Raw genomic sequence first — 20,718 nt, 5'->3', positions numbered from 1 at the left:
CGCTCTGGTAGGTGCCAACCTTGGTTGGCACGAAACCCACAGCGCCGACCAAGGTCGGCATCTACCAACGGCGATTGCCGGCCAGCGGCCGGCACTACCCCTGCAACAACCGACGCATCGCTCTGGTAGGTGCCAACCTTGGTTGGCACGAAACCCGCGGCGCCGGCCAGTGGCCGGCACTACCGGTGATGCTCAGCGCTTGTACTTCGGCACGAACACCTTGTTCACCGCATCGGCCAGCTGGTCCGGCGGCAGCAGGCCCTGGTCGAGCAGGAAGTTGTTGAACGCCAGGCGGTCGAACTTCGCGCCCAGTGCCAGCTCGGTCTGCATGCGCAGTTCGAGGATGCGGGTGTAGCCGTAGAAATAGCTGCCGGCCTGGCCCGGCATACGCACCATGTAGCGATCCAGTTCCTGGGTGGCCATCGCCTTGGACAGGCCGACCTGCTCCATCAGCACTCGCTCGCCGTTGGCGCGGTCGGTCAGGCCGAGGTTGAGCATCGGGTCGAGCATCGCGCGTGCGGCGCGCAGCAGGCGGAACTGCAGGGCGATCATCTGCCCGTCCAGCGGCTCGTACGGCACCATCTCGGCTTCCGCATACAGCGCCCAGCCTTCCACGTTCACCGAATTGAACGCGAACATCGTGCGTGCCAGCGAGACACCACGCTCGACCATCGCGGTGAACTGCAGCTCGTGGCCGGGGCGGCCTTCATGCGCGCTCAGCGTCCACGCCGCCGCACCGAAATTGAAGTCGTCGTACTGCGCGCCCGGGCCCGCCGCCGGGTTGCCCAGCGGCAGCACGAAGGTGCCCTGCTGCCCGGTGTTGTTGACCAGCGGCGCCGGCAGGAAGTGCGGCGCCGGGCTTGCGGCGCTCTCGGCGGCCGAACCCAGTCGCATCTGCATGGCACGCTTGGGCACGTCGACGATGGCGTGCTCGCGGATCAGCGGATCAATCGCGTCGATCACCTTGCGGTAGTGGCCTTCCAGTTGATCGTCGGCAATCTTGTCGGCCTTCAGCGCGCGGATCACCGCCACCGGATCGCTCGGGTCGGCCACCTTCAGGCCCTTGTCCTTCGCCACCAGCGGCGCCAGCTGCTGCATCGCCGAGCGGGTTTCCATGAACTCCAGCTGCGCGCGCTGCATCAACAGCTTCGGGTCGATGTCGATGCCGACCTGCTTGAGCTGGTAGGCGTACAGCGGCGCCGGCAGGCGTGCGTCGGCACGTGCCTTCGGCAGCACGGTCGTGCGCGTCCAGGCGGCGTAGTCCTTCATCTGCCCGGCCAGCGCCTTCATTGCTTCATCGGCACCGGCGATCTGGTACTTCTTCAGCAGCGACTCGATACCGGTGATGTAGGTCTCGACGTTGTCCAGCGACTGCTGCACTTCGATCTTTGTCGGCTGCAGCAGGCTGCTGTCCTTCAAGCGCTCTTCATAGCGCTGGCGCGCCAGCGTTGTGAACGCGGTGCCGCCCGGCTGCAGGCCGGCGTAGGCCTTGAGGCGGTCGAGCGCCTTGGCCCGGCGCTCGGCCGGCACCTGGTCGGACAGCAGCAGGTTGAGGCCGCTGAACACCGTCTGCGGCGCATCGCTCCACGGCAACAGGTACTTCTCGTTGAGCTCGCTGCCTTCGATGTTCTGGCTGGCGGCGTGGATCATGATCTCCAGGTCCTGGCGGACATTGGGATCCTTCTCGGTGGCCAGCTTCGCCTTCAGTTCGTCGCGGGCCTTGGCCATCGCGGCGCGGTAGCGCTTGCCGTTGTCCGGGCCGAGGTCGGCCACCTTGTCGTCGTAGCCTGGAACGCCGAAGAAGCCGGTTTCCTCCGGCTGGAACGGACCCTGTGCATCAAGCAGGATCTGCGCCAGTGCATTGCTGCGGGCGACCCAGGCAGGGCTGGCGGGAGTCGCGGCCTTGGCAGCCGGCGCGGCCAGGGCCGGCGGTGCGGACAGCAACGGGGCGGCAGTCAGGGCCAGGGCAACAGCGAGCGCAATCGGCTTCATGGGACACTCCAGCAAAGGGTTGCCCGCAACTTACGCGCTCACGGCGATGGCGACAATCGGCTGGAGGTCACGGCGCGGCTGATGGGTAGAGTCGACTGTCAGTCGACTATCGCGCGCAGCGCGGGGTTTTCAGGCGTCTTGTGGAGAGCAGTCGACTAACAGTCGACTCTACATGGCCGCCCTTACCCGGCCGCGCGACCTGCGGTCACAGCGCGGCGGTCAGCGGGCATTCGCCACGCTCACGGCAGGCCTGCAGCTCGCACTCCCCCGCAGCCTCGTCGTCATCCAGTGCAGTCAGGTCGAAGGTCTGCTTGTCTTCGGCCAGTACATACATCACCGGGTAATCCCAGACTTCATCGCGACGGCTGCCCTGCACGAACAGCCGGCCGTGCGCATGCGGTCCTTCCAGCGCAACGGTCAGGCCGACGTCGCGCTGGCCGTTCATCGCGGTCTGCATGCTGCCCAGCGGCATCGATTCGATATGCAGCGGCTCGCCAAAGGCTTCCACCAGTTCGATGCTGCAGCCCGCGCGGCGCAACGCTTCGCGCATCGGCGGGCTCTCGCGTGCCGCCTCGCTCCAGCGCAGCACGCTCCAGGTCACCACGCCACCGGCGCCGCCCAGCACCAGCACCACCGTCAACGGCATCGCCCAGCGCCAATGACGGCACCACCAACCGGCGGACGTCTGTCGATGGGCGGGAATCGGTGGTGGCAGGGTCATCGGCGGGCTCCTTCCCGGCTGTGGATCAGGGTTTCAGGCAGCGTCCCAGGAAGGCTTCGGCCACGCGGTAGCGATGCAGGGCATCGGCGCCGGACAGGCCATGCTTGGCACCCGGGTAGGTCATCAGCTCGAACGGCTGTGCACGCTTCTGCAACGCGCTCATCAGGCTGGTCGAATTGGTGAACAAGACGTTGTCGTCGGCCATGCCGTGGATCAGCAGCAGCGGCGAACGCAGGCCGTCGATATGGGTCAGCACGCGCGCTTCGCGGTACCCCGCTTCGTTGCGCGCCGGCAGGTCCATGTAGCGTTCGGTGTAGTGGCTGTCGTACAGGCCCCAATCGGTCACCGGCGCACCGGCCACGCCACAGGCGTACTGGTTCGAGGCCTTGGCCAGCAGCATCAGGGTCATGTAGCCACCGTTGGACCAGCCCTGCACGCCGATGCGCGCCGGGTCCACCCACGATTGCTGCTTCAGCCAGGTCACGCCGCGCAGCTGGTCGGTCACTTCCACCGTGCCCTGCTTGCCATACAGCGCGCCACCGAAGTCACGGCCACGGCGCGGGGTACCGCGGTTGTCCAGCGAGAACACCACATAGCCCTGCTGGGCCAGGTACTGGTTGAACAGGTGATCACCGCGGCCGGGCCAGCTGTCGGTGACGGTCTGGCTGGCCGGGCCGCCATACACGTACACCGCCACCGGGTAGCGCTTGGACGGATCGAAGCCGGCCGGCTTGATCAGGCTGTAGTTGAGCGGGGTCTTGCCGTCGGCCGCGGTCAGCGTGCCGAACTCGATCGGGCGCTGTGCATCGCGGTAACGCGCATACGGATGCTTCGGGTCCGCCAGATCGTTCTCGAGCAGGGTGGCGATCTTCTCGCCATTGGCGCGGAACAGTTCGATCTGCGGCGGCGTGGTGCTGTTGGACCAGCTGTCGACATAGACGCTGGCATTGCGGGCGAAGCTGGCGCTGTGCATGCCCGGTGCCTTGGACAGGCGCTGCGGCTCACCGCCCTGCAGCGACACCGCGTAGATCTGGCTTTCGCGCGAGGTCTCGATGCCGGCGCGGAAGTAGGCCTTGCCAGCCTTCTCATCGACCGCCAGCAGTTCGTCCACCGGCCAGTTGCCGTGGGTCAACGCGGTGGCCTTGCCCTTGCTGTCGATGCGGTACAGATGCTGGAAACCGGTGCGCTCGGACGACCACAGCACGCTGCCGTCGTCGAGGAAACGCAGGCTGTTGTGCAGCGGCACCCAGGTCGGGCTGGTTTCGTGCGCGAGCACGCGCTGGCGGTTGGAATCGAGTGCCACTTCCACCAGGTCCAGCTGCTTCTGGTCACGCGACTGGCGCTGGAAGCTCAGGTGCTGCGCATCGCGCCAATCGACACGAGCCAGATAGATGTCCTGTTCCTTGCCGAGGTCGACCCAGCGCGGCTGCGCATCGGCGGCCGGTGCGATCACGCCCAGCTGCACGCGCACGTTGGCGTCGCCGGCGGCCGGGTAACGCTGCTCGATCACGTCGGTGCGGTCGGCGTAGACCTCGTAGCGCTTCTGCACCGGCACCGGTGCTTCATCGATGCGCGCGAAGGCGATGGCCGAATCATCCGGCGCCCACCAGTAGCCGGTGTGGCGGTCCATTTCCTCGTCGGCGACGAACTCGGCCACGCCGTTGCCGATGGTGGTGCTGCCGTCGCGGGTGAGCTGCAGCTGCTTGCCGCTGGCCAGGTCGATCACCCACAGGTTGCGGCCACGGATGAAGCTGACGAAACCGCCCTTGGGCGACAGCTTGGCGTCGGTAGCGAAGCCCTCGCCGTGGGTCAGCTGGCGCACTGCGGCCTGGCCCTGCTGCTTGAGGTCGTACAGGTACAGCTCGCCGCCCAACGGGAACAGCAGGCGCTGCGCGTCCGGCGACCACTGGTAATCGACGATACCGGTCATCGCGGCGATGCGCTGGCGCTCGCGGCGGGCCTTTTCCTCATCGCTGAGGGTCTCGGTGCCGGGCAGCACCACCTTCGAATCCACCAGCAGGCGGGTCTGGCCGCTGCCGATGTCATAGGTCCACAGGTCCAGCTGGTTGCGGTCGCTGTCCTTGCCGCGCAGGAAGCTGACCTGCGAACCATCGGGGGCGACCTTCGGCTTCATCAGGGTCGGGCCGGAAAGCGGCAGCGGGCCGGTGATGGCTTCCAGGGTCAGCTTTTCAGCGTGGGCGGCGGTACTGGTGGCGAGCATGAGGGCGAGCGAAGCGAACAGGTGGCGCATGGAGGATCCCGGCAAACGGCAGGTCCGCCACCGCGATGGACGCGGGGCGGTCAGCCTCCATCCTAACCAAGCCGGTGCGGGAAGGCAGCATGACCTTCTGCCCATGAGGCGTGCCGACCAACGGTCGGCACCCACCGTTCCGGGTCAACGCTGGCCGAACAGGTGCTTGCGCTCTTCGTCGCTGAGCGGCTTGCCGGCGTTGGGGTTCACCTGCTGGCGCAGGGCATAGGCGCGCTGGGTGGCCGGGCGTGCAGCAATCGCTTCGTGCCAGCGCGTGAGGTTCGGGAACGCGGCGAAATCCACCGGCAGCTTGTCGTAGGCACCGATCCACGGGTAGCTGGCCATGTCGGCAATGGTGTACGCGTCGCCAGCCAGGAAGGCGTGCTGGGCCAGGCGCTTGTCCATCACCCCGTGCAGGCGGCGCACTTCGTTGTCGTAGCGCTCGATCGCGTAGGGGATCTTTTCCGGCGCATACACGTTGAAGTGGCCCATCTGGCCGCTCATCGGGCCCAGGCCGGCCATCTGCCAGAACAGCCACTCCAGAGTGGTGACGCGGCCGCGCGGGTCGCTGGGCAGGAACTGGCCGGTCTTCTCGGCCAGGTACAGCAGGATCGCACCGGACTCGAACACGCTCTGCGGGGCGCCGCCATCGGCCGGGGCGTGGTCGACAATCGCAGGCATCTTGTTGTTGGGCGAGATCGCAAGGAATTCCGGCTTGAACTGGTCGCCCGAGCCGATGTTGACCGGATGGATGCGGTACTCCAGGCCGGCTTCTTCCAGCAACAGGGTCACTTTGTGGCCGTTCGGGGTGGGCCAGTAATACAGGTCGATCATGGCGGCGGCTCGGGGTGCGGAAAGGAACCTGAAGTCTAGTGCGAGAGTTGGGTTGGCACCGTCACGACGGGCCGGTAACCTCGCGGCTCCCCCGAAACGCACTGTCCTGCATGAGCCACAGTCCTCGCCCCCTGTCCCCGTTGTCCTCGCTGATCTTCGCCTCGCGCTGGCTGCAGCTGCCGCTGTATCTGGGCCTGATCCTTGCCCAGTGCGTCTACGTGTTCCTGTTCGGCAAGGAACTGTGGCACCTGCTGTCCCACTCGGTCTCGATGGGCGAACAGCAGATCATGCTGATCGTGCTGGGCCTGATCGACGTGGTGATGATCTCCAACCTGCTGGTGATGGTGATCGTCGGTGGCTACGAGACCTTCGTCTCGCGCCTGCGCCTGGAAGGCCACCCGGACCAGCCGGAATGGCTGAGCCACGTCAACGCCAGCGTGCTGAAGGTGAAGCTGGCAATGGCGATCATCGGCATCTCCTCGATCCACCTGCTGAAGACCTTCATCGCCACCAGCGCGCTGAAGGGACTGCCGCTGTGCAAGCCGGAACAATGGGCAGCAGCAGTGTCGTCGGCTTCGACCAGCTTCTACAACGCTGGTGTCGATACCTGCACGACCATGACCCAGGAAGGTGTGCTGTGGCAGACCATCATCCACTGCGTGTTCATCCTGTCGGCGATCGGTATTGCCTGGACCGACAAGCTGATGTCCAACAGCCACAGCAAGTCGCACGACCACTGATGCGGCAACCGGCAGCGGTCCTTCGCCGCTGCCCCATCCTGGCCCCTGCCCCTTGTACGCGGCGGTGGCCGGGATGCTAGATTGCACCCTCGCCGTTGCCGGCGGTGGCGTCGGGAAACGTCATCGTTCCGCGCCCGGACCACAGGTCCCGGCCATGCGTATCAATGATTTACGTCACGTCGTCTTCTAGAGGGGAGCAGGATGTCGCACGTCTCAACGATCACCGCCGCGCGCCGGTGGCTGCCGGTTGCTTTGGCACTGGCGCTGGCCGCCTGCTCGGGAAAGGAAGAATCTGCAGCACCGGCCCCGGCCGCCGCACCCGCCGCCGCTGCACCAGCCGCACCGGTGGTCGCCGCCAAGGTGCAGTCCATGGGCACCGAACAGCTGCGTGAATCGGCCAGCCAGGCACTGCGCGAGAACCGCATGTACGCGCCGGCCGGCGACAACGCCATCGAGTACTACCTCGCCCTGCGCGACAAGACACCGGACGACGCGTCGGTGAAGAGCGCGCTGACCGACCTGCTGCCCTACACCCTGATCGCCGCCGAGCAGCACCTGGGCCGCGAGGACTACACCGAGGCGCAGCGCCTGGTGGCACTGATCGAGAAGGTGGACGCCTCCGCTCCCGCCCTGCCGCGCCTGAAGGAAGGCCTGGCCAAGGGCGTGGAAAATGCGGCCAAGCGCACCGAGACCGAAGCCGAGAAGGCCAAGAAGGACGCCGAAGACCGGACCAAGCAGCAGGCCGAACAGCAGCGCCTGACCGAGCAGCGCGCCAAGGAAGCCGATGCGGCCAAGCAGATTGCCGCGCAGCAGGATGCCGCACGCCGCGACAACGAGCGCCAGGAGGCGGAGCGCCAGGCCGCGGCCCGTCGCGATGCCGAACAGAAACAGCAGCAGGCCGCCGCCCAACAGGCCAGCGCCGCACGCCAGGCAGCCGCCGCGGCAGCTCCCACCCTCCGCCCGGTCAGCACGCCGGCGCCGCGCTATCCGGCCGAGGCACTGCGTTCGGGAACGTCGGGCGAAGTGCTGGTGGAGATCACCGTCGGTACCGACGGCTCAGTGGTCAGCGCCCGCGTGCTGCGCGCGACGTCGGGACGGACCTTCGACCGCGAAGCCCTGAACGCGGTCAAGCGCTGGCGCTTCGAGCCGGTCAACGCGCCGGTCACCACCCGCCGCACCCTGGTGTTCGCACCGGGCGGCTGACCGCAAAAAAGGGGACGGAGGGGATTAAGTCGTTTCCGCCCCTTGATGACGCCAAGGCCCGGCATGTCCGGGCCTTGTCCGTTTCAGGCAGCGCCATCAATCAGGCGCTGCAACGCCGGATCGCGCGCAGCCAGCACCTGGAACAGGCCCAGCGCATGCAGGCCGGGCAGCAACGCACGCAGGTCGGCTTCGGCAGTGGCGCGGGTGGCATCATCGCTGGTGGGATCCTGCCAGGCACGGACGCTGGCCAGGAAAGCACCCACGCTGCCCTTGCGCACGGTGAGGCCGTTCACCTGCACCTCGTTCTGATGGTCGGGAAGAATGTCCTGTGGCTGCATGGGGAAGCCCTCCGTTGAAGTGGGCTCCAGTGTCGGGGCCCGGACGCGACGTTTCTGCCGTATAACTGCCAATCGATATGGCAGATCAGACAACCACCGCATTGATTGACCCGGCACTGGCCAATGCCGCCGACGGGCCTGCGTTGCTGGGGGCGCAGCTGCGCCTGCCGGGTCCGCGCCGCACGGCACGCCACCAGCACGCCCGCGGGCAGCTGCTGGGTGCACATCAGGGCCTGCTGCGGATCGAGGTGGGCGACCTGCACTGGCTGCTGCCGGCGGGTCATGTCGCCTGGATACCACCTTCGCTGCCCCACGCACTGGCCAGTACCAGTGCGTTCGACGGCTGGAGCCTGTACTTCAGCGCGCAGGCCTGCACCGACCTGCCTGCAGCCCCTCGCATCTTCCAGCCGGGGCCGCTGCTGCAGGCCGCGGTGATTCGGGCGCTGCAGTGGCCGCATGTTCCACTGGATGCCACACAGGCACGACTGGCCGGTGTGATCGCCGATGAGATTGCCGCCAGCAAGCCTCTGCCGCTTGCCCTGCCACAACCGCGTGACCGGCGACTGCAGAAACTTGCCGCCGCACTGGCGCGCGCACCGCACGACAACCGCAGCATCGAGGACTGGGCCGCCAGCAGCGGTCTGTCCAGCCGCAGCCTCGCCCGCCATTGGCTGGCCGAGACCGGCCTGTCGCCAAGCCAGTGGCGGCAACGCCTGCGGGTGCTGCTGGCACTGCCACGCCTGCTGTCCGGCGAGCCGGTGATCAGCGTCGCGCTGTCGATGGGCTACGACACACCCAGTGCCTTCATCGCCGTGTTCAAGCGCGAGATGGGGGTGACGCCTGCGCGGTATGGAAAAGGGGACGGAGGGGATTAAGTCGCTTCTGCCCTCCCCCACATCAACTCGCGGCATCGCCTGATGCCCTTCGCGGTCACGGAGGCGGCAGGCTGATGATTCCTTGAACCCCCTGAACTGCCATGCCTCGACAAGCACGCCTGATGTTGGCCGAACAGCCGTATCACGTAACCCAGCGCGGTGTGAACAAGGGGGCGATCTTCGTTGACGATATCGACCGCCAGCTGTTTCTGCACCTTTTGCACAGTGCCTTCCTGAAACATCAGGTCGCGCTGCATGCCTACGTATTGATGGGCAATCACGTCCATCTATTGGCCACACCCTCCACTCAGGCCGGCTTGGCCAACGCGATGCGGATGCAGGGCAACAACTATGTCCAGGCGTTCAATCAGCGGCATGAGCGCAGCGGACCACTCTGGCAGGGCCGCTTCCATTCTTCGATGGTGGACAGCGACGCCTATCTGCTCAGCGTTTATCGCTACATCGAACTCAATCCAGTTCGTGCAGGCATGACAGGCGCCCCGGAAGATCACCCATGGTCGAGCGTGCATGGAAACCTGCAGCGCCGCGATGATCCGATGCTGACAGAACACCCCGCCTTTCAGGCACTGGCCTCGACCAAGCGACAGCGAACGACGCTCTATGCGCAGTTCCTGCGGGACGTGAACGCGTCCGCCGACCTGCCGGCAATACGCGCGCACAGTGCCGGGCAGCATCCGTTGGGAAATGCAGCTTACCTGCGGATGGTGGAACAGACACTGGGCCGCCCCGTGGTGCTGCGCAAGCGGGGGCGCCCTCAGAAGAAGGGGGCGGAGGGTTAAAAACGACTTAATCCCCTCCGTCCCCTTTTTGCAGTCAGCCCGAGATCGCCAGACGCTCGTTGTGGTAACGGCGCACGGCGGCAAACCACAGCAGTGCGGCCAGGCCGAGGCTGGCACCGAGATAGATGGCCCAGACCGACGGCGTGATGGTCTCGTGGCGGATCACCTTCAACAGCATCTGGTTCTGCGACAGGAACGGCACGGCGTACTGCCACAGCTCGCTCTTCAGCGGATAGGCCACCAGCGCGTAGCCGGGCATCATCGGCAGCAGCATCAGCCAGGTCATGTGGCTCTGCGCTTCCTTCATGCTCTTGGCCGCGGCCGACAGGAAGGTCAGCAGCGAGGTGCCGATCATCAGCATCGGCAACATCACCAGCAGCATCTGCAGCATCGAACCGACGTTCATGTTGAACTGGCGGCCGATATTGCCGGGCGCGATCTGTGCGCTCACCTTGAACGCCACCAGGGTCAGCAGCAGCGATACGAATCCGACCACGCAGGCGGCGGCGATCTTGCCGCTGACGATCGCGCTGCGCGAGCCGGGCGTGGCCAGCAGCGGTTCCAGTGACTGCCGCTCGCGCTCGCCGGCGGTGGCATCCATCACCAGATAGGCGCCACCGATGAACGAGGTCAGCGTGAGCAGCACCGGCAGCAGCATCGACAGGATCATGCCGCGCTTGGCTTCGGCACTGGCCAGGTCCTGGCGTGCCACGTCCAGCGGCCGCGCCACCTGCGCGTCGATGCCACGCGCCATCAATCGCAGCGCGCCGACCTGACCGTTGTAGGTCGCCAGCGCCGCCTCCAGACGCGCACTGGGCACTTCAGCGGCACGGCGGGTACTGTCCTTGATCACCTCCACCAGCGCCGGCTTGCCATCGGCCCAGTCCTTGCCGAAGTCATCGCTGATGCGCAGCGCCACGTCGATCTCCTGGCTGCGGATGGCCTCGGCCAGGTCCTTCGGCGCCAGTGCGGTATTGAGCCCCTGCGCGGCGAGGAAGCGCACCAGGTTGGGGGCGTTGTCCGCACCGATGGTTGGAATCTGCAGCGGCTGTTCGATCTGGGTGCGCACCCGGCTCTCGGCCAGCTTGCCCATGCCCAGCAGCAGCACCGGGTACAGCAGCGGCCCGAACAGCAGGGTCAGCAGCAGTGTGCGGCGATCACGGGAAAGGTCGCGCAGTTCCTTGCGCATCACCGTCATCAGGGTCGACATCATGCTCATGCGTGCAGGCCCTCTTCGCTGCCGATCAGTTTCACGAACGCGTCTTCCAGGTTGGATTCGCCGGCTTGCGCACGCAGTTCATCGGCGCTGCCGGCCGCCATCACCGTGCCCTTGGCGATGATCACGATGTGATCGCACAGCGCGGCGACCTCCTGCATGATGTGGCTGGACAGGATCACGCAGCGCCCCTCTTCGCGCAGGCCCAGCAGGAATCGCCGCAGCGCGCGCGTGGTCATCACGTCCAGGCCGTTGGTGGGTTCATCAAGAATGACGTTGCGCGGGTCGTGCACCAGCGCGCGGGCAATCGCGGTCTTGGTGCGCTGGCCCTGCGAGAAGCCATCGGTCTGGCGGTCGAGGATGTCACCCATGTCCAGGGCATGCGACAGCACTTCGATGCGTTCGCGGATGCGCTCGGCCGACAGGCCATGCAGCTCGCCGAAGTAGGCGATGTTCTCGCGCGCGGTCAGGCGCTTGTAGACGCCACGCGCATCGGGCAACACGCCAAGGTGGCGGCGTACTTCCACCGGATTGCGTGCGGCATCGACACCATCGACGCTGATGCTGCCCTGGTCCGGGGTCATCAGCGTGTACAGCATGCGCATGGTGGTGGTCTTGCCGGCACCATTGGGGCCCAGCAGGCCGGTGATGCGGCCGTCCTCGGCGCGGAAGCCGACATTGGAGACCGCCTGGATGCGGCCGGTGCGGGTGTCGAAAGCCTTGTGCAGGTTGTCGGCGACGATCATGGTTCCCATCCGTTGAACGAGGTGAACGCCGGCACGTAGCTCAGCGTGTCCAGGCAGCCGGCATCCAGCGCCTTGGCATCGGTCTTGTCGATGAACTGGCCGAGCAGGCGCGGCATGCAGCCGGCACTCAGCGTGCCGTGGCCCTGGCCGCGGGCGACCAGCGCGCGGCCATTCGGCAGGCCCTTGAGGACCTGCTCGGCATAGCGCGGGGGTGTCACCGGGTCGAGTTCACCGGACAGCAGCAGCGCCGGTACGTCACTGCGCAGCGGCACGGCGTTGGCGGCTGGCGCCGGCTGGTGCGGCCATACCGGGCAGGCCGCGAAGAAGGCACTGGCCACGTCGTTGCCGAACAGTCGCTCCGGGTCCTCGGCAGGCGCCTTGTAGCGCGGCGCATCCTCGCTGCAGATCACCGACCACTGCATGCCTCGGTTGATCTGGAAATCCATGCTGCGGTTCGCACCGCGTGCCAGCGACGCCAGCGGTGCATAGCGGCCGTGCGCGGCTTCATCGAGCACCAGCGGCAGCAGCGAGGAATACTGCGGCACATAGGAGAAGGCGAACGCCAGGCCGATCACGCTGTCCGGACTCAGCACATCCTGCCGGGTCTGGTTGGTGCCGGGGTCGCGATACTCCACCGAGACCGGCGCACGGCGCAGGGTCTCGACCACGCTGCGCAGCTGCGCGCGGGTGTCGGTCGGGAAGCGTTTGCTGCAGGCGGCATCCTTGCGGCACTGCGCCGACTGCAGGGCGATCGCATCCTCGAACGTCGTGGCGAAGTCGCCGCCCACCACCAGTTCATTGGGCACTACGCCATCGATGACGATGCTGCGGGTGTGCTGCGGATAGGCACCGGCATAGCGCTGGGCCACGCGGGTACCGTAGGAGCCGCCGACCAGGTTGATGCGGTCCACGCCCAAGGCCTGGCGTACCGCATCCAGGTCGGCGATGGCTTCGGTGGTCGTGTAGAAGCGGGCATCGGCACGCCCCTGCAGCGAGGCCGCGCAGCGCTGCGCGTAGTCGCGCAGCGACGCTTCAGTGGGTGCGGCATCCTCGTCCATGGCCAGTTCCTTGCCGTCCGCGCCAAGGCAGCTGAGCGGGTTGGAGCCACCGGTACCCCGCTGGTCGACAAGGAAGATGTCGCGCTGCTTGCGCACCTGGCGCAGCGCGGTATCGACGATGACCGCCACTTCGCTGGCCGCCTGGCCGGGACCACCGGCCAGGAAGAACACCGGGTCGGGCTGGCTGGAGCCGCTGCTGCCCGATTCCAGCCAGGCGATGCGCAGGCCAATGCGTCGGCCATCGGGCTGGGCCCGGTCTTCCGGCACCTGCAGGGTGGCGCACTGCGCTTCCACGTTGGCGCTGGCGCCTTCGGTGGACAACGTGCATGGCTGGAAGTCGATCGTGCCGAAACGGCGGCTGGGTGCATCGCTGGCGCTTTCGGCGCCGGGTGATGGTGACTGGCTGCAACCGGCAAGCATCAGGCTGGCCAACGCCGCGGCCAACGCGAGGTGGTGTCTTTGCATCGTGCTCGTTTCCCCTGGAGGACGTTCCTGGCAACCACGACGGGCTGCCGCGGAAGATGTGACTCAACTTACACGGGCACGGCGTCGTCGGCGATGGGCAGACGCGAAATCTCCGCGGGCGTGGCGCAGGCCAGGCGGTCGCGGCCTGCGGCCTTGGCCCGGTACAGCGCCGCATCCGCCGCTGCCAGCAGCGTGGACAGGTCGCCATGGCCGTCGTCCATGGCCAGGCCGATGCTGGCGGTGACCGTCACCGGCCCGGTGCCCAGCCGCGCCGGCTTCTGCTGCAGAGCGGTACGGATCGCGGCGGCCCACGCCATCGCTTCGCCCTGTGTGCTGCCGGCCAGCACCAGCACGAACTCCTCGCCACCGTAGCGGCCCAGCAGCGTGTCGTGGCCCTGCAAACCATGCTGCAGCAGCGCAGCGAAGTGACGCAGTACCTGGTCACCGGCCAGGTGGCCCCAGCGGTCGTTGATCTGCTTGAAGTGATCGACGTCGACCAGCAGCAGGGCCAGCGGCCGGCCCTGCCGACGCAGCCGCTGCAACTGCGCCTGGCCATCGGCCAGCACCGCGCTGCGGTTGAGCAGCCCGGTCAGGCCATCGGTGCGTGCCGCACGCCGCAGATCGACCAGCATGCGCTCGACCAGCAGCAGTACCATCGCGAAACATCGCGCCAGCTCCAGCATCACCCCGGCAATGTAGGTGACGAACATCGGCGTGCCGGTGCGCATGATGTCCTCACCGGCATCGGGCGCCACCGGCAGGAACAGGCGCACCATGTACAGTGCCGCCTCGGCCAGGAACACCGCCGCCGCCAGACGGCAGCTGGTGCGCTGCTGCACGGGGGCATGCCGCAGCAGCAGCCATGCGATCCAGCCATCGACCAGCAGCGTGAACACACTGAACACCTGCAGGCGCACGCCCAGGTCCGGCCAGAGCACCAGGAAGGCGAAGATGCAGGCCATGAACGCGGCTGCCATCAACAACGGCCGCCACAGCGGCAGCGGCTGTTCCAGATGCAGCGCCACGCCGCGCAGCATCAGCACCGCGCAACCGGCCATCGCCGCATTCCCGGCCAGTATGGCCGGCGCCAACGGTAGGTAGGGGCGCAGCGCCAGCAGGGTCACGCCCAGGGTCAGCAGCCACAGGCTGGCGGTCCACAGGCGCAGCACCGGTTGCCCGCGCAGCACCACCAGCAGCAATGAGAACCCCACGGCGATGCCGATGCAGAGCAGGAAGCCAAGCACGGTGATGGTGGGGAAATCCAGGGACATGCGGCGCTCATCGGCCGGGGCGGCGCGCGCATCTTAGCGCCTTGCGGTGCAGTCCCCATGGCGCTGTCCGGTCCGGGGGTGATGCGGGGTCGGAAAACGGCGAGCATGACGGCCGGTGCATGCGCAGAATCCGGGGAAAACCAAGGAGACGCCCATGCATGCGTGGTACCTCGGTGGCCTCGACCACCGCCCCTTCCAGCACCTGTTCGAGAAGAGTGACACCGCGCTGGCTGCGCTGGGCATCCAGCGTCGCTGGGCCGGCGAAACAGGAGGACACCCCTGCCGGATCGGCCTGAGCGATCCGCCCAGCGGCAGCGAGCTGCTGCTGTTGTCCCATGTGCACCTGCCGCTGCACTCGCCCTATCACGCCTCGGGCCCGATCTTCGTGCAGCGTGGCGTAACGCGCTGCGTGCTGCCGCCGGGTGAGGTACCCGCCTATGTACAGCGCCGTACAATCTCGTTGCGCGCGTATGACCAGGCTGCATTGATGCTGGCCGCAGAGATCAGCGCGGGCACTGATGTTGCCGCCCGGCTGGACGCGCTGTTTGCCGACCCTGCCGTGGCCTTCGTGCAACTGCACAACGCGGCCCACGGCTGCTTCTCGTGCCAGGCCGATCGGATCGACTGCGAGATTGCCCAGCACGATCTCCACGACGTGATCGATGCCACGCCGAAGACGTGATCGCCAACGCATCCGTTCAGTCCCGCGTGAAGCCTGCGGGAAGGGCTTCACACCCCCAGTCACGGATCGGCGCTTCCGTGGTTCCTCAGTCTGCATCGCGACTCGATACTCGCTGTGGTGCCGCCGAAAGTCCGCCGTGCAGCGCAGCTCCTGCGGTCACCGTTCTCTTTCGACGACCACAAGGAAGCGCCATGTCATTCCGATCCACACCGCTGTTGCTGGCCACCTCGTTCGCCGCTGCGGGCCTGTGCCTGGCCGGCAACGCATTCGCCCACGGCACCATGACCACGCCGGTCAGCCGCGTCTATGCCTGTTTCCAGGGCAATCCGGAGAACCCGACCAACCCGGCCTGCGCCGCCGCGAAAGCGGTGGGCGGTTCGCAGGCGTTCTACGACTGGAACGGCATCAACCAGGCCAACGCCAACGGCAACCACCAGGCCGTGGTGCCCGATGGCAAGCTGTGCAGCGGCAACAACCCGACCTTCCGCGGGCTGGATGTGAACCGCAGCGACTGGCAGACCACGCCGATCCAGCCAGATGCCAACGGCAAGTTCACCTTCGTGTTCAAGGCAACCGCGCCGCACGCCACGCGTGACTGGCGCTTCTTCGTCACCCGCGACGGCTGGCAGCCGGGCAGCCCGCTGCGCTGGGCCGACCTGCAGGAGTTCTGCACGCTGGGCAACACGCCGCTGTCGGCCGATGGCACCTACAAGCTGCAGTGCACGCTGCCACAGCGCAGCGGCCAGCATGTGATCTACAACACCTGGCAGCGCTCGGATTCGACCGAAGCGTTCTACACCTGCATGGACGTGCGCTTTGAAGGAGGCGGTGGCAGCACCCCGCCGGTACCGCAATGGCAGGATGCCGGCCCGGTCACCGCACGCGGCGAGCTGCCGGTCGGCACCACCCTGGCGTTGCGCGTGTTCAACGCCAACGGCAATGATGTCGAACGCGTGGAAGCGACCCTGGCCAGTGGCCAGACTGCGGCCGCGCAGTGGCCGTTGGCGCTGGCCCGCAAGGTCAATACCAGCGCCCAGCACGCACGCGTGGGCGTGCTCAGCAATGGCGTGATCACACCGACGGCCTCGGCCACAGCCAACCGCGTGTACCTGAAGGATGGCAACCGCTTCCAGCTCGATACCCAGGTGCCCGACCCCGGCACGCCATCACCGGGCGGTGATTTTGACCACGTGTATCCCGCCGGTATCGGCAGCTACGTGCCGGGCCAGACCGTGGTGAAGGGCGGCGACGGCAAGCTTTATGCCTGCCGCCCGTTCCCGGAAGGTGCATGGTGCAACGTCAACGCCGAAGCCTACCGGCCGGGCGTGGGTTCAGCATGGCGCGATGCGTGGATCGCGTACTGAGGCAGTGATGCGGGAGGCGGTGCACAGTGCACCGCCTTTCGCCCGGATGGCGGTACAGTGAGCACCCTGTTGCAGATCGAACACAGCCGCCATCGATTTCAAACTTGTCCGATGTTGCCGACGGCCCTGCATGTGAAGACTGCGCGAGGTTTCCCACACTTCGCAAAGGAGTTCCTGCATGCACCTGTCCCACCGGGCAGTCCTCGCTCTGTCCGTCGTTGCCGGCCTGGCCCTGTCCGGCAGCGCCCTCGCCCACGGCACCATGTCCAAGCCGCTCAGCCGCGTGAAGCAGTGCCACGAAGGCAATCCGGAAAACCCGACCAACCCGGCCTGTGCCGCGGCCAAGGCCATCGGCGGCGCGCAGCCGTTCTATGACTGGAGCGCGATCGCCCACGGCAACGCCAATGGCAACCACCGCGACCTGGTGCGCGATGGCGAGCTGTGCAGCGCCAGCATCCCCAAGTACCGCGGCCTCGATCTGAATCGCAGCGACTGGCCGACCACGCCGGTGCGCGCCGATTCGCGTGGCCGCTACACCTTCGAATTCCTGGCGCCGGCGCCGCACGCCACCCGCGAGTGGAAGTTCTACGTCACCCGTGACGGTTGGCAGCCGGGCAGCCCGCTGCGCTGGGCCGACCTGCAGGAATTCTGCACCCTGGGCAACGTGCCGCTGTCCGAAGGCGGTGTCTACAAGCTGGACTGCCCGCTGCCCAAGCGCACTGGCCAGCACATCATCTACAACACCTGGCAGCGCTCGGATTCGCAGGAAGCCTTCTACACCTGCATGGACGTGCGCTTCGAAGGTGGCGGTGGCGTGGTTCCGCCGCCGCAGTGGCAGGATGCCGGCGCGGTGACCGCCAATGGCGCACTGGACGTGGACAGCACCGTGACCCTGCGTGTGTTCAATGCCAACGGCAACGACCTGGAGCGCGTGGAAACCAAGCTGGCCGCTGGCCAGACCAGCCCGACGCAGTGGCCGCTGGCCCTGGCCCGCAAGGTCAATGCCAGTGCACAGCATGCGCGCGTGGGCGTGATGAAGAACGGCGTGATCACGCCGGTCGCCTCGGCCACCGACAACCGCGTGTACCTGAAGCCGGGCAACCGCTTCCAGCTGGAAACCCAGGTGCCGGGGCCGGGCCCGATCGATCCGGTCGATCCGCCGGGCGGCGACTTCGACTTCGTGTATCCGGCCGGCCTCGGCAGCTACAAGCCGGGCGAGACCGTGGTGAAGGGCACTGATGGCAAGCTGTATGCCTGCCGCCCGTTCCCGGAAGGCGCCTGGTGCAACATCAATGCCGATGCCTATCGTCCGGGCACCGGCTATGCGTGGCGCGACGCCTGGATCGCGTACTGAGGCAGGACACCGGGGGCGGCGTGATGCCGCCTCCGTTTCATGGGGTTGCCGGCCAGCGGCCGGCACTACCAGGGTCCACGCGGTTGCCGGCCAACGGCCGGCACTACGCAGGCTTACTTGCTGCTGACGTACTTCTCGCGGCGGATCTGCGGGTTGCCCAGGCCAGCGGCCTTCAGCAGTTCGGCACAGGCATCGACCATGTCCGGGTTGCCGCACAGGTAGGCGATGTCGGTGGCCGGGTCCGGGGTGAAGCCGGCCAGCGCCTGCTGGACGTAGCCGTGCTGCACGTCCGGGTGCGGATCAGCCGGCAGTTCGCGCGACAGGCATGGAACATAGCGGAAGTTCGGGTGTTTTTCGGCGAAGCTGTAGAAATCTTCGCTGTACAGCAGCTCGCCCGGGCTGCGCGCGCCCTGCAGCAGCACGATCTGCACGCCGCGCTTGGCCATGGCCGTTTCCAGCAGCGGCAGCATCGAGCGGTACGGGGTAACGCCAGTACCGGTGGCGATCAGCAGGTAGCGGGCGTTGTGATCACCGGGATTCAGGCAGAACCGGCCATAGGGGCCGGACGCACTGATCTGGCCGCCCTGCTCCAGCGCCTCGAACAGGGCCGTGGCGGCGCCGCCGGGTACGAAACTGACCGCGATATCCACCGCCTCGCCCGGGCCCAGCGCGTGGTCGTGGATGGTCGCCAGCGAGTAGCTGCGCTTGGTTTCGGTGCCGTCTGCGTAGCTGAAATGGACCTGGATGAACTGGCCGGGCTGGAAATCCAGCGGCTGTCCATCGTCACGCACGAACTGGTAGTGGCCGACGGTCGGGGCCAGCATGCGGCAGCCGACCAGCTTGAGGGGGAATTGAACAGGCACGACTTTTCGGGACAGTGTGTAGCCGGGGCAAGCCCTCGGGGTCTTCTATAATAGCCCCTCCCCGCCCCTCTCCAGCGCCAGCCCATGGGCGCGAAGGCTTCGAGCTTGGCATCCCAGAACGATACGGCGCCCGCCCTGCGCGTGCGCGACCTGCGCAAGACCTATGACAACGGCACCCAGGCCCTGAAGGGGGTTTCCCTGGAAGTGGCCCCGGGCGACTTCTTCGCCCTGCTCGGCCCCAACGGTGCCGGCAAGTCCACCCTGATCGGCATCATCAGCTCCCTGGTCAACCTCAGCGAGGGCCAGGTGGAAGTGTTCGGCAGCGACCTGGTGCGCAACCGCAGCGCCACCATGCGCCTGATCGGGCTGGTGCCGCAGGAAATCAACTTCAACCTGTTCGAAAAGCCCTTCGACATCCTGGTGAACTACGCCGGTTTCTATGGCGTGCCGCGCGAGGAAGCCGAGCAGCGTGCCGAAGAGGAACTCAAGCGCGCCCACCTGTGGGAAAAGGCACAGGTGATGAGCCGTACGCTGTCCGGTGGCATGAAGCGCCGGCTGATGATCGCCCGCGCGATGATGACCCGCCCGCGCCTGCTGATCCTGGACGAGCCGACCGCCGGCGTGGACATCGAGATCCGCCGCGACATGTGGCGCGTGCTGAAGGAGATCAACGCCGCCGGCACCACGATCATCCTCACCACGCACTACCTGGAAGAAGCCGAGTACCTGTGCCGCCACCTGGCGATCATCAACCATGGCCAGATCGTCGAGCAGGGGCCGATGCGCACCCTGCTGGCCAAGCTGGACGTGGAAGGCTTCCTGCTGGACATCGACGGTGACCTGCCGGCGCAGCTGCCGGTGATCGAGGGCGCGACGCTGACCGCGCCGGACCCGCACACGCTGGACATCGACATGCCGCGCGCAATGGACCTCAACCGCGTGTTTGCCACGCTCAACGAGTCCGGTATCCGCGTGCGTTCGATGCGTACCAAGAGCAACCGCCTGGAGGAGCTGTTCGTGCGCCTCACCGGCAACCTGGAGAAGCCTGCATGAGCACCACCGAGCTGACCGACGGCCAGCGCAACCGCGTCGCACTGATGACCATCGTGCGCCGCGAAGTCGCCCGCATCATGCGCATCTGGGGCCAGACCCTGGTGCCGCCGGCGATCACCATGACCCTGTACTTCCTGATCTTCGGCAACCTGATCGGGTCGCGCGTGGGGGACATGGGCGGCTACACCTACATGCAGTTCATCGTGCCGGGCCTGGTGATGATGAGCGTGATCCAGAACAGCTACGGCAACATCAGCTCCTCGTTCTTCGGCGCCAAGTTCGGCCGCCACGTGGAAGAGCTGCTGGTCAGCCCGATGCCGAACTGGGTGATCCTGTGGGGCTACGTGGCCGGCGCGGTGCTGCGCGGGCTGATGGTGGGCGTGATCGTGCTGATCATCGCGATGTTCTTCACCCCGGTGCGCATCCCGCACCCGTTGGTGATGCTGACCACGGTGATCCTGGGTGCGACGATCTTCTCGCTGGCCGGTTTCATCAATGCGGTGTATGCGAAGAAATTCGATGACGTGGCGATCGTGCCGACCTTCATCCTGACCCCGCTGACCTACCTGGGTGGCGTGTTCTATTCGGTGAAGCTGCTGCCGGGCTGGGCCGAGGCCGCCACGCACGCGAATCCGATCTTCTACATGGTCAATGCATTCCGCTATGGCCTGCTGGGCAGCAGCGATGTGCCGCTGCCGGTGGCCTACGGGCTGATGATCGGATTCGTGGTGGTGCTGACGGCGCTGGCGCTGTGGTTGCTGCGCCGTGGCGTGGGCATGCGAAGCTGAGGGGTGCCTGCAGGGCCTGCGGGCCTGCGGCCCTGCACCTGCACCTGCACCTGCAGTGGTAGTGCCGGTCGCTGGCCGGCAACAGCAACAGCCAAGGCGGAAGC

The 20,718-nt window shown here is 66.8% G+C and carries 19 protein-coding genes; 9 read left to right on the top strand and 10 right to left on the bottom strand.

Annotated elements, in window-relative coordinates; translation table 11 throughout:
* Window positions 1–192: 192 nt before the first annotated feature.
* The 4 genes from QRO95_RS01210 to QRO95_RS01195 form a co-directional block, all read right to left on the bottom strand.
* Window positions 193–1,992: a DUF885 domain-containing protein gene (locus tag QRO95_RS01210; RefSeq protein ID WP_285301519.1), complete on the bottom strand. Its 1,800-nt coding sequence runs from the start codon at window positions 1,990–1,992 to the stop codon at window positions 193–195.
* Window positions 1,993–2,197: 205 nt separating this feature from the next.
* Entirely contained in the window at window positions 2,198–2,713 is a 516-nt protein-coding gene (locus tag QRO95_RS01205) for a cytochrome c oxidase assembly factor Coa1 family protein (RefSeq protein ID WP_032129126.1), read from the bottom strand.
* A 25-nt stretch (window positions 2,714–2,738) separates the two neighbouring features.
* Window positions 2,739–4,964, bottom strand: a complete 2,226-nt coding sequence (locus tag QRO95_RS01200) for a S9 family peptidase (RefSeq protein ID WP_032129127.1) — start codon at window positions 4,962–4,964, stop codon at window positions 2,739–2,741.
* Between the two features lie 144 nt (window positions 4,965–5,108).
* Window positions 5,109–5,798: a glutathione binding-like protein gene (locus QRO95_RS01195; protein ID WP_285301518.1), complete on the bottom strand. Its 690-nt coding sequence runs from the start codon at window positions 5,796–5,798 to the stop codon at window positions 5,109–5,111.
* Window positions 5,799–5,908: 110 nt separating this feature from the next.
* Between QRO95_RS01195 and QRO95_RS01190 the strand changes: the two genes are divergently transcribed.
* A complete protein-coding gene (locus QRO95_RS01190) occupies window positions 5,909–6,538 on the top strand; it encodes a TIGR00645 family protein (RefSeq protein ID WP_032129129.1) in 630 nt (209 codons plus the stop codon).
* A 201-nt stretch (window positions 6,539–6,739) separates the two neighbouring features.
* Window positions 6,740–7,741 (top strand): energy transducer TonB, encoded by a 1,002-nt coding sequence (locus QRO95_RS01185; RefSeq protein ID WP_285301517.1) that lies wholly within the window; start codon window positions 6,740–6,742, stop codon window positions 7,739–7,741.
* 83 nt (window positions 7,742–7,824) lie between these two features.
* On the opposite strand, the gene QRO95_RS01180 is transcribed toward QRO95_RS01185, so the two are convergent.
* Entirely contained in the window at window positions 7,825–8,079 is a 255-nt protein-coding gene (locus tag QRO95_RS01180; RefSeq protein ID WP_049462828.1) for a hypothetical protein, read from the bottom strand.
* A gap of 77 nt (window positions 8,080–8,156) precedes the next feature.
* Between QRO95_RS01180 and QRO95_RS01175 the strand changes: the two genes are divergently transcribed.
* On the top strand, window positions 8,157–8,954 hold the full coding sequence (locus tag QRO95_RS01175) for a helix-turn-helix domain-containing protein (RefSeq protein WP_071228552.1): 798 nt from the start codon (window positions 8,157–8,159) through the stop codon (window positions 8,952–8,954).
* A 101-nt stretch (window positions 8,955–9,055) separates the two neighbouring features.
* A complete protein-coding gene (locus QRO95_RS01170; RefSeq protein ID WP_071228553.1) occupies window positions 9,056–9,754 on the top strand; it encodes a transposase in 699 nt (232 codons plus the stop codon).
* 34 nt (window positions 9,755–9,788) lie between these two features.
* On the opposite strand, the gene QRO95_RS01165 is transcribed toward QRO95_RS01170, so the two are convergent.
* From QRO95_RS01165 to QRO95_RS01150, 4 genes are all read right to left on the bottom strand, one after another.
* Window positions 9,789–10,973: an ABC transporter permease gene (locus QRO95_RS01165; RefSeq protein WP_285301516.1), complete on the bottom strand. Its 1,185-nt coding sequence runs from the start codon at window positions 10,971–10,973 to the stop codon at window positions 9,789–9,791.
* On the bottom strand, window positions 10,970–11,716 hold the full coding sequence (locus QRO95_RS01160) for an ATP-binding cassette domain-containing protein (RefSeq protein WP_012512433.1): 747 nt from the start codon (window positions 11,714–11,716) through the stop codon (window positions 10,970–10,972). The genes QRO95_RS01165 and QRO95_RS01160 overlap by 4 nt, the downstream gene beginning before the upstream one ends.
* Window positions 11,713–13,239: an alpha/beta hydrolase gene (locus QRO95_RS01155; RefSeq protein ID WP_107431518.1), complete on the bottom strand. Its 1,527-nt coding sequence runs from the start codon at window positions 13,237–13,239 to the stop codon at window positions 11,713–11,715. Before QRO95_RS01155 ends, QRO95_RS01160 begins: the two co-directional genes overlap by 4 nt.
* Window positions 13,240–13,307: 68 nt before the next feature.
* Window positions 13,308–14,510, bottom strand: a complete 1,203-nt coding sequence (locus QRO95_RS01150) for a GGDEF domain-containing protein (RefSeq protein ID WP_049400885.1) — start codon at window positions 14,508–14,510, stop codon at window positions 13,308–13,310.
* A gap of 154 nt (window positions 14,511–14,664) precedes the next feature.
* Between QRO95_RS01150 and QRO95_RS01145 the strand changes: the two genes are divergently transcribed.
* The 3 genes from QRO95_RS01145 to QRO95_RS01135 all read left to right on the top strand — a co-directional run bounded on the left by QRO95_RS01145 (window position 14,665) and on the right by QRO95_RS01135 (window position 17,910).
* Window positions 14,665–15,192, top strand: a complete 528-nt coding sequence (locus QRO95_RS01145; RefSeq protein WP_049400886.1) for a DUF1203 domain-containing protein — start codon at window positions 14,665–14,667, stop codon at window positions 15,190–15,192.
* 191 nt (window positions 15,193–15,383) lie between these two features.
* Window positions 15,384–16,556 (top strand): lytic polysaccharide monooxygenase, encoded by a 1,173-nt coding sequence (locus QRO95_RS01140; protein WP_285301515.1) that lies wholly within the window; start codon window positions 15,384–15,386, stop codon window positions 16,554–16,556.
* A 178-nt stretch (window positions 16,557–16,734) separates the two neighbouring features.
* Window positions 16,735–17,910 carry a lytic polysaccharide monooxygenase gene (locus tag QRO95_RS01135; protein ID WP_049400888.1) on the top strand — a complete coding sequence of 392 codons (1,176 nt, stop codon included), beginning with the start codon at window positions 16,735–16,737 and terminating at the stop codon, window positions 17,908–17,910.
* Between the two features lie 113 nt (window positions 17,911–18,023).
* On the opposite strand, the gene QRO95_RS01130 is transcribed toward QRO95_RS01135, so the two are convergent.
* On the bottom strand, window positions 18,024–18,773 hold the full coding sequence (locus tag QRO95_RS01130) for a ferredoxin--NADP reductase (RefSeq protein WP_285301514.1): 750 nt from the start codon (window positions 18,771–18,773) through the stop codon (window positions 18,024–18,026).
* 84 nt (window positions 18,774–18,857) lie between these two features.
* Here QRO95_RS01130 and QRO95_RS01125 point away from each other — a divergent pair, with 84 nt between their 5' ends.
* Both QRO95_RS01125 and QRO95_RS01120 read left to right on the top strand, forming a co-directional pair.
* Entirely contained in the window at window positions 18,858–19,826 is a 969-nt protein-coding gene (locus tag QRO95_RS01125) for an ABC transporter ATP-binding protein (RefSeq protein ID WP_049400895.1), read from the top strand.
* The gene (locus QRO95_RS01120) at window positions 19,823–20,614 is read left to right on the top strand and encodes an ABC transporter permease (protein WP_010482250.1); all 792 of its coding nucleotides are present in this window, start codon (window positions 19,823–19,825) and stop codon (window positions 20,612–20,614) included. The genes QRO95_RS01125 and QRO95_RS01120 overlap by 4 nt, the downstream gene beginning before the upstream one ends.
* Window positions 20,615–20,718: the final 104 nt, after the last annotated feature.

The organism is Stenotrophomonas maltophilia group sp. Smal13 (genome assembly GCF_030236855.1).
GTDB lineage: Bacteria > Pseudomonadota > Gammaproteobacteria > Xanthomonadales > Xanthomonadaceae > Stenotrophomonas > Stenotrophomonas maltophilia_A.
Note: the sequence above shows the minus strand (reverse complement) of the source record. Positions and strands in the feature narration are given on the sequence as shown.

Bases quoted from the DNA above. Each gene is read 5' to 3' on its own strand.
- QRO95_RS01120 (WP_010482250.1), top strand. From the start codon at position 19,823: ATGAGCACCACCGAGCTGACCGACGGCCAGCGCAACCGCGTCGCACTG.
- QRO95_RS01210 (WP_285301519.1), bottom strand. From the start codon at position 1,992: ATGAAGCCGATTGCGCTCGCTGTTGCCCTGGCCCTGACTGCCGCCCCG.
- QRO95_RS01195 (WP_285301518.1), bottom strand. From the start codon at position 5,798: ATGATCGACCTGTATTACTGGCCCACCCCGAACGGCCACAAAGTGACC.
- QRO95_RS01175 (WP_071228552.1), top strand. From the start codon at position 8,157: ATGGCAGATCAGACAACCACCGCATTGATTGACCCGGCACTGGCCAAT.
- QRO95_RS01165 (WP_285301516.1), bottom strand. From the start codon at position 10,973: ATGAGCATGATGTCGACCCTGATGACGGTGATGCGCAAGGAACTGCGC.
- QRO95_RS01200 (WP_032129127.1), bottom strand. From the start codon at position 4,964: ATGCGCCACCTGTTCGCTTCGCTCGCCCTCATGCTCGCCACCAGTACC.
- QRO95_RS01160 (WP_012512433.1), bottom strand. From the start codon at position 11,716: ATGATCGTCGCCGACAACCTGCACAAGGCTTTCGACACCCGCACCGGC.
- QRO95_RS01180 (WP_049462828.1), bottom strand. From the start codon at position 8,079: ATGCAGCCACAGGACATTCTTCCCGACCATCAGAACGAGGTGCAGGTG.
- QRO95_RS01170 (WP_071228553.1), top strand. From the start codon at position 9,056: ATGCCTCGACAAGCACGCCTGATGTTGGCCGAACAGCCGTATCACGTA.
- QRO95_RS01185 (WP_285301517.1), top strand. From the start codon at position 6,740: ATGTCGCACGTCTCAACGATCACCGCCGCGCGCCGGTGGCTGCCGGTT.
- QRO95_RS01155 (WP_107431518.1), bottom strand. From the start codon at position 13,239: ATGCAAAGACACCACCTCGCGTTGGCCGCGGCGTTGGCCAGCCTGATG.
- QRO95_RS01140 (WP_285301515.1), top strand. From the start codon at position 15,384: ATGTCATTCCGATCCACACCGCTGTTGCTGGCCACCTCGTTCGCCGCT.
- QRO95_RS01135 (WP_049400888.1), top strand. From the start codon at position 16,735: ATGCACCTGTCCCACCGGGCAGTCCTCGCTCTGTCCGTCGTTGCCGGC.
- QRO95_RS01145 (WP_049400886.1), top strand. From the start codon at position 14,665: ATGCATGCGTGGTACCTCGGTGGCCTCGACCACCGCCCCTTCCAGCAC.
- QRO95_RS01205 (WP_032129126.1), bottom strand. From the start codon at position 2,713: ATGACCCTGCCACCACCGATTCCCGCCCATCGACAGACGTCCGCCGGT.
- QRO95_RS01190 (WP_032129129.1), top strand. From the start codon at position 5,909: ATGAGCCACAGTCCTCGCCCCCTGTCCCCGTTGTCCTCGCTGATCTTC.
- QRO95_RS01150 (WP_049400885.1), bottom strand. From the start codon at position 14,510: ATGTCCCTGGATTTCCCCACCATCACCGTGCTTGGCTTCCTGCTCTGC.
- QRO95_RS01125 (WP_049400895.1), top strand. From the start codon at position 18,858: ATGGGCGCGAAGGCTTCGAGCTTGGCATCCCAGAACGATACGGCGCCC.